This is a genomic window from Shewanella baltica, assembly GCF_900456975.1.
Taxonomy (GTDB): domain Bacteria; phylum Pseudomonadota; class Gammaproteobacteria; order Enterobacterales; family Shewanellaceae; genus Shewanella; species Shewanella baltica.
The window spans coordinates 3,893,374-3,905,868 of record NZ_UGYM01000002.1 but is presented as its reverse complement, the minus strand read 5'-3'; the positions used below and the strand labels follow the sequence as shown (position 1 = coordinate 3,905,868).

The 12,495-nt window shown below is 40.8% G+C and carries 7 protein-coding genes and 1 pseudogene; all 8 read left to right on the top strand.

Going from position 1 to position 12,495, the window contains the following annotated elements:
* Nucleotides 1–208: 208 nt before the first annotated feature.
* Nucleotides 209–367, top strand: a complete 159-nt coding sequence (locus tag DYH48_RS23740) for a hypothetical protein (RefSeq protein ID WP_172481208.1) — start codon at nt 209–211, stop codon at nt 365–367.
* Nucleotides 368–529: 162 nt separating this feature from the next.
* Entirely contained in the window at nt 530–4,750 is a 4,221-nt protein-coding gene (locus tag DYH48_RS17385) for an RHS repeat domain-containing protein (RefSeq protein WP_115335466.1), read from the top strand.
* Between the two features lie 238 nt (nt 4,751–4,988).
* A complete protein-coding gene (locus DYH48_RS23995; RefSeq protein WP_256613086.1) occupies nt 4,989–5,834 on the top strand; it encodes an RHS repeat domain-containing protein in 846 nt (281 codons plus the stop codon).
* Nucleotide 5,835: 1 nt separating this feature from the next.
* A complete protein-coding gene (locus DYH48_RS17375) occupies nt 5,836–6,348 on the top strand; it encodes a hypothetical protein (protein ID WP_115335465.1) in 513 nt (170 codons plus the stop codon).
* Between the two features lie 31 nt (nt 6,349–6,379).
* Nucleotides 6,380–6,640: pseudogene (locus DYH48_RS17370) on the top strand (IS3 family transposase); the annotation flags it as partial.
* Nucleotides 6,641–6,884: 244 nt separating this feature from the next.
* Entirely contained in the window at nt 6,885–11,051 is a 4,167-nt protein-coding gene (locus tag DYH48_RS23620) for an RHS repeat domain-containing protein (RefSeq protein ID WP_147287777.1), read from the top strand.
* On the top strand, nt 11,051–11,947 hold the full coding sequence (locus DYH48_RS23990; protein ID WP_256613085.1) for an RHS repeat-associated core domain-containing protein: 897 nt from the start codon (nt 11,051–11,053) through the stop codon (nt 11,945–11,947). The genes DYH48_RS23620 and DYH48_RS23990 overlap by 1 nt, the downstream gene beginning before the upstream one ends.
* A complete protein-coding gene (locus DYH48_RS17355) occupies nt 11,944–12,435 on the top strand; it encodes a hypothetical protein (protein ID WP_115335463.1) in 492 nt (163 codons plus the stop codon). Before DYH48_RS23990 ends, DYH48_RS17355 begins: the two co-directional genes overlap by 4 nt.
* The last annotated feature ends 60 nt before the right edge of the window (nt 12,436–12,495 follow it).

The window sequence follows — 12,495 nt, the reverse complement described above, 5'->3', positions numbered from 1 at the left end:
CTGCATAAACTGAGTTCGCACTAGTTTGTCACGATATCTTTCAAAGCTCATCGATTGAGCGTTAAAACTCGCTAAAACTGCACTTTAATGATAATTAAAGTGCAAATCCTAGAATTCAAATAATTACTGACACTGAAATTCGTATAGCTTCATTCAAGCTGGCCAATTGTCGTAGGCCACTATAAATACAGCAAGGTGGCAACTGTCATTGGGAGAAGGTAAAGAGTACACCCCGTATATCACCGCCAACAATGCCCTAGATGACATCTACAGCAACTCACTCAACAAGGCTATCGGCGAAATATTCACACCAGAAAACATCCTCCTCAATCAAGTAACCATCGCGGTCAACTTATCTTCTTTTTAGGAGAGCGTCTGATCATCACAACCAGAGATTACTTTATGCATTGACTAAACATAATTGTTTGTATTATGTTGTAAATCGTCTCTTAAGTAATATTTTTGTTTTTTTATTTCTATAAAACGATTTTATTTATTGCCGACATTACGGTATAAAAGGAATTTTAAAATGGATTTTGGAAAATCGAAACGCACTCAATTGTTAGTATTGATGCTTTTTTTCAATTCACAACATGCTTATTCATTCTCTGAGTCGTTTGATTTAAGTGAGAGTATCGCATTTTATGACATGCAAAGTGTACTTAAGTCTCAATCAACAACTATGTCAATCGCCCCTCCTGATGACGGTGGTATAGGGGATGTAGGTGGTGGTGAAATCTATCCTATAGGTACTAATTTCCAAGAACAATTTACCCTTGATTATACTCCTACACCTTTTACGCATGAACTATTCGGCGAAAATATTAGTTTAGAAAGTGGGGCAATTACTTTTATCCAGAATGATATTAACATTCCTGGAAACTCCTCGTTACCGATTAGCGTTATGAGAAAATTCATAGGATTGGAAGGTATAGAGAGTAACACTCGAGACTTTGGAACTTGGGGACTTGATATACCCCATATTCGGACTAATTTATTGGCTGATGCGAATAGTCCCACCCCTCTTTTTAAAGGTATTTGGGCTTCAGGAGCTCCTTGTAGTGGAGCATTGTTTGATCGAGGCAATTATTCTCCAGCAGTAGATAATACAAAGCTAAGTCCAGAAAAAGGGCAGAGCTTTTGGAATGGTGACAACATTTACATTCCGGGCTATGGAAGCGGTAAAATAATTCAAACTGAAACGAATGGTGTTCGAATAAAAAAGACGGCGGATAACTGGAGGATAACATGTACATTTGTAAATAATAAAGAAGCATTTTTGGTTACTACTCCAGATGGGACTAAATACACTTTTTCACAATTAAAGCTCATTAAAGGGAAAAAAATTAAACTTAAATTAGCAACAACCATAGGCTCTACTAATCGGACTAAAAACTATTTTATTTACAACACTTTTATGTTGCCTTCGAAGGTTGAAGATCGACATGGTAACTATATAGCATTTACATATGGTGCAGGTTCTAGAGTAGAGAATATAACTTCTAATGATGGGAGAAAACTTACTTTTAAATATAATATTCAAAACTTGATCTCCACCATCTACTCTCACTCTACATCAACTACGGCAGAAAGTGGAACTAAGTGGGAGTATACTTATAATGATTTAGGTACACACATTGATTATGGAAAAATTTGGGGCCTATCTCGGGTTACTAGACCAGATGGTAAAGCTTGGGTCTTTAGCCAGTATGCATTAAATGGAATATATGGGTCACATGCTAGAAGTTTTGATCCTCAGTTTGATGCCTGTGATATGATTGGGTTGGGGAATGGTGAGATTATAGCAATGACGCATCCAGAAGGTACTGTCGGTCATTTCTACTATTCCGAGATGCAACACAAGCGCTCATCGGTACCTAATCAACGAATTGGCCCAGAACCATGGGTACAACCGCCAACAAATAGTAGTCAATTAGAAGGTATGCAATGGGATGCTTATTCAACTTGTCCTTCTACATTTTCCATATCCAAAAAAGTAATAACTGCTCCAGGTAAAAAACCTAAAACATGGAACTATAAATATTATGGTAGAGTAGGCTATCTTGCTGGAGAATCAAGTTTGCATGATATCGATATTGATAAATATTTTAGCAAACTCGGGTTAACAGATATACCTTACTCGCTTGGTATCGGAGATTTAAAATCTACTGAAGTTTCATCTCCAGATGGTAGCAAAAAATCATATCTCTTTAGTTCGCGTTTTGGCTGGACGGAAAATAAGCTGCTATATATTTACCATTATAACAGTAGCGCTGGTGAATTATTGATGAGAGAGTCAAAATATTATTTGCCAAGCGAAAGAAGAGGCGCTAGTTTCGTTAGTGACGATACATTTAGTGGCTATGCCACTCGTACTTCAGAAGTTACCAATGAACTATACCACTCAGGAAATGTTACCCTACATTCAATTAAAAACATAACATTCAACGAATTTGATAAGCCTACTCTAGTCGAAAGTCGTAATGATAATATTGTTAAATATGTAAAAAATGAATATCAAAACGATACTAATAACTGGGTGCTAAACACGCCCACTAAAACTTACACTTCAATAAACCAAACATTTGCCACTCCATATAAGGAAGTGGTTTATGATAATAATCAACTACCTTACCAAGAAAAACTATTTGGGAATGTAATCAAAACATTTAGCTATCATCCGGATGGGAGTATATATCAGACGATTTATAACGATTCTAATCGGTACGAAAAATTCGAGAATTATTATCGTGGTAAAGCTCGTAAGATAACCCTTCCTTGTGCAACGACTAATGGCTGCAATACCGCGAATGGTAGCACGTCAAATACTATCGTTGCTTTACTGGAAATAAATTCAGATGGCACAACTAAAAGTGTCACGGATTTTAATGGCAATAAAACGTCGTACTCTTATAACCCCATCGGTTGGTTAACAAAGATTGATTATGCAGACCCTAAATGGGCAGATAAGGTCATTAGCTATGCTACTGTCAGCACGAACGATGACGGTATTAGTGGCAGTGGCATTGCAGTTGGGAGTTTACGCCAAACTATTTCGCAGGGAAATTACGAAAAGCGTGTCTATCATGATGCCCTGTTGCGACCTATCTTCAGCCGTGAGCGTGATGCGGCTAATACATCGACAATTCGATATCAAACCATGGCCTATGACCATGAAAATCGTCCGACGTTATCAAGCTTTCCGAGTGCTGATGCCAGTAATCGTATTGGTATGGAGACAGAGTATGATGCGCTGGGGCGCGTTGTTACGCAGACTCGAACCAGCGACAATGCCATCACTCACAACGCTTATCTTGCCGGTAACAAGATTGCAGTGACTGATCCGATGAACAATATCACCACTACAACTTATCTTGCTTATGGGGAGCCTTCCTTTGACAAGCCGACGTTAATTGAAGCACCTGATAGTGATGACATTGCGATTGAGTATAACCTTTTTGACCAAGTCACCAGTATTCGTCAAGGTAATGTCACTGAAACGCGTCTCTATGATGCCTATCAACAATTGTGTAAACAGGTACGCCCTGAAACGGGGATTACTGCATTTGGCTATAATGGTCAACGTCAACCAATATGGCGTGCTCAGGGCACCAGTGGTTCCACTACAAGCTGTGATGTAGGCGCAGTACCTGCCAGTCACAAAATATTGTTAGGATATGACAATCTAGGGCAGCTTCGTACCGAGAACTTCCCTGATAGCACGCCAGATAAAGCATACAGTTATGACGCTAATGGCAATTTGTTGTCTCTGCTTGCAGGACCCGCGAATTGGAGTTATCTGTACAATAGTCAGAGCGGCTTAGAGAAGGAAACCTTATCACTTGATGGGCGTAATTTTGTATTAGATTGGGAATACAATAATCTTGGCGCATTAAGTACTCTTAAGTACCCTTCTGGCGCTGTTGTTGACTTCGCGCCAAATGCGTTAGGTCAGCCCACTAAGGCAGGTCGTTATGCAACTAACGTAAGTTATCACCCTAACGGTCAAATTAAGCAATTCACGTATGGTAATGGGATTATCAGAAATGTTGCGTTAGACACGACAGGCCGTATTGATGCACTTACAGATATCAAAGCAGGCTCAGTCAAAAATAGTCTCGACCCAAGTTATGACTATAACGACAATCTAGCCCGTCTAATCGATTGGGTGGACCGCAACAATGATGTAGATAATCTCACTTATGACGGAGTCGATAGGCTGAAATCTGCTGATGGCAAGTGGGGGAGCGGTCGATATAACTATGATGGTCTGGGTAATGTGCTTAGCCGCAGTCTGAATAACTCAACCATTACCTACAATTACAATTCACTTAACCGCTTAAACAATCTAACGGGTGCCTATGCCTATGGTTACCAATACGATACTCGCGGTAATGTGACCAATAACGGACGCTATAGCCTTGCCTATAACTTAGGCCAACAAATGACCTCAGCTAAAGGGATTAGCTATGTCTATGACGGTCATAATCGAAGAGTTAAACAAACTAAAGCAGATGGTTCTCACTATTCTGTTTACAGCCAGGCAGGTCAGTTGTTGTATCGTGAGGCTGCAAATGGGACGAAAACAGATAGTGTATATCTTGGGAAACAGTTAGTTGCTGAGGTTGATAATGCCCTTGCAGGAAACCCACCTGGCGTCGGTGGTATCCCACCTACAGTCACACTAACAGTGGAACCAACTTTGATAGGGGGGGTTGTCCTCCAAAAATGGATTGTATTCACGTTGTGAATTCGCCAGCCCACTTAGTATCGTGGCGCAGCACAAATGCAACTTCTTGCACGGGTGTAGTTAATAAAAGTTTAAATGGGATATCTCAAAGCAGTAATTTAATTTCGGGAATTGGAGGTCGTAAAACTTATACAGCCAATGGTATTGTCTATCAAATCACATTGACATGCACTGGAGATGGAGGTCAAACGACGGTACAAACAACGGCAAGTGGAGCTGGTGGTGGGAGTGAGATGTGATGAATAGAAATAAAGGATTACTCATGAGAATATGGGCGCTTATAAGCTTTTTATCATTACTTTTTATCAGTGGTTCAATTCAAGCTGCTACAGTACGTTACCAGCACACGGATATGCTGGGTTCTGTGGTCGCAGAATCCGATGCCTCGGGCAATATTATCAGTCGCAGCCACTATGAACCTTTTGGTAAGCGTCTGGGCGGTGATAAAGAAGGCATTGGGTATACTGGACATCTGCAAGATAAAGACTTGGGCCTGACCTATATGCAGGCACGCTACTATGATCCACTTATAGGGCGGTTCTACTCGAATGATCCGGTTGGGTTTCGTGATCTACATAGTTTTAATCGGTATGCTTATGCCAATAATAATCCGTATAAGTATGTGGATCCCGATGGTAAATGGGCAATACCACTTATATTTGGTCTTGAAGAGCTAGGGAAAGCAGCTCTTGTCACTGCTGGAGTTATCGGAACGGGAGCGGGCATTGAGCAGACTATTATTGCGGTAAGTGAGAGTGGTAATAAGTCAGTGGATGATAGAATTAATGGTGTAAAAGAGGGTAAAGAACCAGCAGCTGGTGAAGCTGGAAAGAAAGGGCAATTAGAAGGTGCCGGTGGTAAAGAAGGCTCAAAAGCAGATCTCGACTCATTAGGTGTAGTAGAAGGCACTGAATGGTCGTCTAAAAATGGTAGCTCACAGGGTGGAACATTGGAGGATGGCTCGAAGGTTAATATTCATCCAAGTAGTGGTGGAGACTCTTATCCTAAAGGTACTCCCACATTGCAAATTGATAGGCCATCGGGTAAAGCTGATGTAAAAATACGTTACCCCGAGGATAAATAGTATGAATTTAGCTCAAATGAACAATTACACTGAAAGGTTGTATAGCGAGCTTTTTAATCCTGATAATTTCCCCATTGTCATTTCAAAAGAAAATGTCAATGGTTTGATAAATAAGCGGATAGATGAGCATTGGTTGACATATGATGATTTTTTAAAAACTATCCTTAGAGTTGCTTCTGCTAATGGCGACAATGAATTGATTGTGATGGAGGATTTTGAAAGGGTTTTTAAGTCGACTGGTAAAACGATTCGTCTTCATAAAACATTGCCTTTTGACTGGGACTTGCTTTCAAACCTTTTAGAAGTTAATGATATGATTTCATTCTTGATTTTTGATAAATCGTGTAGTTGGTGTGCATGGTTTAATGAAAACTATTGGTGCCTTTTTTGCGGGGATGAACAATATGAACTCATTGATGATGAATATAAAAGTCTTCAATCAGCTAAAGATGCCTTCCCCGAGTCAGATAGAGAATTTTTTGATTTCATTGAAAATTTATATGTTCGAAGATGAAGCTGTCACACTTCTGAAGCAATGACAATTCTTGAGTAGCCTTGTTCGACAGCTATTTAAGCAAAATCGAGGCAGCTTAGGAAATCGTGCAATGGTGAAAAAATTGCGCAAGGAAGGCTACCAGGTTGGTCGCTATCTCGTTCATAAAATTATGCACCGCCTTCGACTCAAAGCAACCCAACGACGCGCTTACAAGGTGACTACGCAGCGAAAACACTCAGATGCAGTGGCTGATAACCTGTTAAATATGAACTTTAATCCAGTATCGGCTAATGAGGTCTGGGCGGGTGACAAAGCCCTTTGAAAGTAAAAATATTATGAGCTTTCGATTTATGCACTGGCAAGGTTCCTGTTTTGGATAAACCTTATTGATATCAGTTTTTTATTGTTTTTCAGTTGAAAGCTCAGCAAACATTTTTAATTTTGTTTTTAACTTATGGGGTATCATACCGTATAAGATGATTGACAGTCTTATCATTTCTTAACGAGTATGTGGCATCATTGATTAAAGTATAAATTTTGTGTTGGAGTAGTTTATGAAATGGACTTGTTCTTTAATAATCCTCTTTACATCATTTTCTGCACTATCCTCTCAGTATGATGCCCTATCTTATGGTTCCCCTCCTGACTTTTTTAAGTTATACAGTACTAGTGAAAGTATAAGCTCAAGTCAAACATTAAGGGAAAGTTATGATTATTACTCTGGTAGTATTAATCTAGAGCTAGATCAGATTTCATTTCCGGGTAATATTGACATTAACCTTCCCGTAAAAGTTAGAAGTGTCGCATCTCCTCCATTGTTTAATCATTCATATGTTTATCTTGATTTGCCCTACATTGTTACAAGCACTGCTAGAATAGATCGTTCTAAATTTGACGGTATAGCTGCGTGGTACGATAATAGGGGATGTTCTCAAACGTCCGGGGACTCTTTTTACGATCCAGCATCTACCATGCACATCCCTGGTGGGAAATACTATTCAGGAAAGCATGTCTATTTCCCGAGTTCTGGAAAGGATTTGATCTATTTAGCTAGCCAAGATGTAAAGTCCATCACAGACTCATCTTTAAAGTTTATAAGCCGGAGTGGTGATAGGGTTTCATGTACAACTTCAAACTCTACATATCAACAAGGATTCATTGTTGATAGGAAAGATGGTTTAAAATATCATTTTAAGCAACCTATATATTCCAATCCTAATGATGAAAAGTATTTTACTGATAACATTGACTCACCATTGGAAGTTGTTGATGTTTATATGCTTCTAACTAAAGTAGAAGATCGCTTCGGAAACTATGTTACGTACAATTATCAGAACGGCAATCTCACGAATATATCTGCAAGTGATGGTCGTGTAATTAGTTTTTCATATAAACAAGATGGGTACAATATTATAGGAGCAGGTAAAACTTGGAGTGTTGACACCACAAAGCATAATGGATTGTATGATAAAGTAATATCTTACAAGAAACCAGGAGGCCTGAATTATGTAGTTACAACGGAGGCCCTTTGGTGGGATGCTAATGGATTCTATGTGGGTTATGATAAAAATTCACCGCTTTCAAGTGATAAGAATCTTTGTGATAATGCTATTTCAGAATTGAATTCAATAAGACGCAACGGCTATATAACTATTGAAACTCCATTCGGAGCTAATTATAGATATGACTTCAGCTCAACAATTCATGGTCGGAAAAATATCAAGCACATAATAGATCTGGATGGGCTACACTCGGCAAGGCTGCGATTTCTCACATGCTTTATTTCTAATTCATTAGTAAAGAAAACAATATCGTATAACAGTAAATCTGAAGTTTGGAATTATTCTTATTCTGAGGATCGTGGTGCATTTGAAGGTACCCCTCATCGAGACTTTAAAGAGTTAGTCATTACTAATCCTGATGGTTCTCGAGAAAAATCTAGATTTGGAATAAATGTTCAGTTGTTGTCAGAAGGAAATATCTTACAGAAAGAGATTTTCTCTAGTGAAAATACGCTGCTAGCAAGATATAACTATGACTATAACTCCTCAATCGTTTTAGGCAATTCCGGTGTCTACAATCCTAACTCATTAATATTGGAACGTGCTATTACGTCCAATAAGTTCGTTAGTAATTACCAAGGCGACACTTACATCGAAGAAAATACTGATATCAGTATTTTTGGTGATATCGCTTTTAGTAAAAAATCTAATGGAGTTAGTAGTTCCGTTTGCTACAAGAGGGAGTATTTGTTTAATTCGGCACACTGGATTTCTAGTATGCCATCCAAGATTTATTCATCTGACTGCTCTTCAAACTACAACATTGTCAATGAGTACATTTATAACTCAGCTTCGCAGTTGTCTCAAGATAAGTTATTTAATCGACTATTTAGAAGTTATACTTATCATGTAGATGGGAATTTAGCAAAAACAACTTACAACGGCTCTAATCGTTATGAGCAGTTTGAAGACTATTACCGCGGCAAGGCGCGCAAAATCACGCTGGCCTGCCCAACCACTAACGGTTGTAACACCGCTAACGGCAGTACCACCAATACCGTAGTCGCATTACTCGAAGTCAACGCCGATGGCACCACCAAGAGCGTGACTGATTTCAACGGTAATAAAACCAGTTACAGTTACAACCCCGTTGGCTGGCTGACCAAAATCGACTATGCCGACCCCAAGTGGGTTGATAAGGTCATCAGTTATGCCACTGTCGCAACTGCCGATGATGGTATTAGTGGCAGTGGCATTGCTGTTGGGAGTTTACGGCAAACTATTTCGCAGGGGAATTTCGAGAACATGGTTTACCATGATGGCTTGCTGCGCCCCGTGTTTACCCGCACTCGAGATAAGGCCGATACAGGTACCATCAGCTATCAGCGTAACGAATACGACCATGAAAACCGCGTCACCCTGGCCAGTTTCCCAAGCAGTGACCCAGCCAATCGCTTAGGAATGGCAACTGAGTACGATGCCCTTGGCAGAGTCGTGACTCAAACCCGGACCAGCGACAATGCCATCACTCACAACGCTTATCTTGCCGGTAACAAGATTGCAGTGACTGATCCGATGAACAATATCACCACTACAACTTATCTTGCTTATGGGGAGCCTTCCTTTGACAAGCCGACGTTAATTGAAGCACCTGATAGTGATGACATTGCGATTGAGTATAACCTTTTTGACCAAGTCACCAGTATTCGTCAAGGTAATGTCACTGAAACGCGTCTCTATGATGCCTATCAACAATTGTGTAAACAGGTACGCCCTGAAACGGGGATTACTGCATTTGGCTATAATGGTCAACGTCAACAGATATGGCGAGCTCAGGGGGCCAATGGTTCCACAACAAGCTGTGATGCGGGCGCTGTGCCTGCCAGTCACAAAATATTGTTAGGTTACGACAATTTAGGGCAGTTACGAACTGAGAACTTCCCCGATAGCACCCCTGATAAAACCTACAGTTATGACGCCAATGGCAATTTAATATCTTTGCTTGCAGGGCCAGTGAGTTGGAGCTACCTGTACAACAGCCAAAATGTCATAGACAAGGAAACTCTGTCGCTGGATGGGCGTAATTTTGTCTTAGATTGGGAGTACAACAGTCTTGGTGACTTAAGTTCACTGAAATATCCTTCAGGCGCAGTGATTGATTTTGCACCGAATGCTTTAGGGCAGCCCACTAAAGTTGGCAGTTATGCAACAGGCGTGAGTTATCATCCTAACGGTCAAATTAAGCAGTTTACCTATGGCAATGGCATAGTGCGCAAGGTCGCACTGGATACTACGGGTCGAATAGATGCAATCACGGATGTCAAGGCTAGCTCAGTTAAGAATAGTCTCGATCCAAGTTATGACTATAACGACAATTTAGCTCGTTTGATTGATTGGGTAGACCGCAATAACGATGTCGATAATCTGGTTTATGACGGTGCAGACCGCTTACTGTCTGCCGATGGTAAGTGGGGGAGCGGTCGGTATAACTATGATGGTCTGGGTAATGTTCTCAGCCGCAGTCTGAATAACTCCACGATTAACTACAAGTACAATGCGCTTAATCGGTTAAATAACCTCACTGGTGCCTATGCCTACGCTTACCAATATGACGCCAGAGGCAATGTGATTAATAACGGACGCTATAGCCTTGCCTATAACTTAGGTCAGCAAATGACAGCGGCTAAGGGCATCAACTATGTTTATGATGGTCATAATAGACGAGTAAAACAAACTAAAACAGATGGTAGTCATTACACTGTTTACAGCAATGGCGGCCAGTTATTACATCGTGAAGCTGCGAATGGCACTAAGACAGACAGTGTTTACTTAGGTAAGCAATTAGTGGCCGAAGTTGATAATGCTCTCGCCGGAAATCCCCCAAACACTGGCGGTACCCCACCAACTGTAGTGCTAAAAGTAGAAGCGACTTTAGTTGGAAGCGATTGCCCCCCTAAAATGGAATGTCCTGCAGTTGTGAGTTCACCCGCTCATTTAGTGACATGGAGCAGTACCAATGCCTCCTCTTGCTCTGGAATGGTCAACAAAAGTTTCAATGGTGCAACACAAGGAATTGATATTTTATCCGGCACGAATGGTCGTAAAACTTATACAGCCAATGGTATTGTCTATCAAATCACATTGACATGTACTGGTGACGGAGGTCAAACGACGAGGCAAGAAACGGCCAGTGGAGTTGGTGGCGGGAGTGACATGTAATGACTAACAATAAAGGATTAATGATGAAGTTATGGCAACAATTCACTTTGCTGTTAGTGGTACTAATGAGTATGCCCACCTATGCAGCAACAGTGCGCTACCAACACACAGATATGCTAGGCTCAGTGGTGTCCGAATCAGATGCATCAGGCAACATTATCAGCCGCAGCCACTATGAACCCTTCGGTAAACGCATCGGCGGTGACAAGGAAGGTATAGGCTACACAGGCCATCTGCAAGATAAAGACCTAGGTCTGACTTATATGCAGGCACGCTACTATGATCCACTGATAGGTCGGTTTTACTCTAATGATCCTGTTGATGCGCTAGGGCATATTGGTCGTGATAATCCAGTTCATGGTTTTAATCGATATGCGTACGCAAACAACAACCCTTATAAATACACCGATCCAGATGGGGAGTTTGCGTTTCTAATACCTTTAATCGGAGCAGTTATTGGAGGCTATTCAGGCTTCAAAATGGCAACTGACATGGGAGCTAGCAATCCCGAGGCGTTCATCGCCGGTGCTGCAGGTGCTCTCGCTGGTGCTCTTTCCGGCGGTATTGCTGGGACGACAGCTGGTTTTGGTGTTAAAGTTGCTGCTCAACAAGCCCTCACTCAGGGGGCCGCCAAAACTACTGCGCAAATAGTTGGTGCTGGAGTTTCTGGTTTCACTTCAGGGGCAACAACTCAGGCCGCAGGCGATGCTATTGGTGATATTTCTCGCGGACAAGTTCCAAGTGTTGATACAGACAAAGCTATTATCAAAGGAATAGAAGGAGCTGCAACTGGAATAGCTGCAAGTGTTCCTGCGATTGCGGCTGGTGCGTCGATAGCTACTGATATCGCTGGAGCTGCGATTGCAGTTACGATAGAGGAGGTAAAAACACAATGATGGAAACTTCAATTGCTAAAAACACCTATCGTATACTGGGCATGCTTTTGATAACTGTCACGGTATGTATTAGCGCTAATTTTATGTTTATAGTTAAATCTCCTGACTTTACTACGTTGGATAAGTATAGCGGTGTTATAGAACGTGTAGAAATTAATGGTAATCAGTTGGACATATCTATCGATAATTTAGATTTTACGTATAGCAGATGGAATGGGCGTGTTCCGGATGTTTTTTCAGACATAAAATCTCATCAAAATGGTGTGGCAGAACTATTAGTCTACAATGGGCCTAGTGGGAATGCCCAGATCTATGCGATATCGATTGATTCCGAAGTATTAGTGTCATTTGATTCAATAATTGAGCATCGTAACTCATTGATAAAATGGGTTTTGATAATCTCAATTATTTTTTGTTCTCTTGGATTTGTTGGTGTTTTTTGGGGAGGGCAGCTTGTTGAAATGAATAGAAAAATAACACAGAACTAGCTGCATAAAGATGGGATATCCAAACCTTTCTGATGCATTGACAAGTTTTGAGTAGGTATG

What these genes read in the sequence shown, in the direction of transcription:
- DYH48_RS17385 (WP_115335466.1), top strand. Translation starts at nt 530, where the DNA reads ATGGATTTTGGAAAATCGAAACGCACTCAATTGTTAGTATTGATGCTT.
- DYH48_RS17355 (WP_115335463.1), top strand. Translation starts at nt 11,944, where the DNA reads ATGATGGAAACTTCAATTGCTAAAAACACCTATCGTATACTGGGCATG.
- DYH48_RS17375 (WP_115335465.1), top strand. Translation starts at nt 5,836, where the DNA reads ATGAATTTAGCTCAAATGAACAATTACACTGAAAGGTTGTATAGCGAG.
- DYH48_RS23620 (WP_147287777.1), top strand. Translation starts at nt 6,885, where the DNA reads ATGAAATGGACTTGTTCTTTAATAATCCTCTTTACATCATTTTCTGCA.
- DYH48_RS23995 (WP_256613086.1), top strand. Translation starts at nt 4,989, where the DNA reads ATGAATAGAAATAAAGGATTACTCATGAGAATATGGGCGCTTATAAGC.
- DYH48_RS23990 (WP_256613085.1), top strand. Translation starts at nt 11,051, where the DNA reads ATGACTAACAATAAAGGATTAATGATGAAGTTATGGCAACAATTCACT.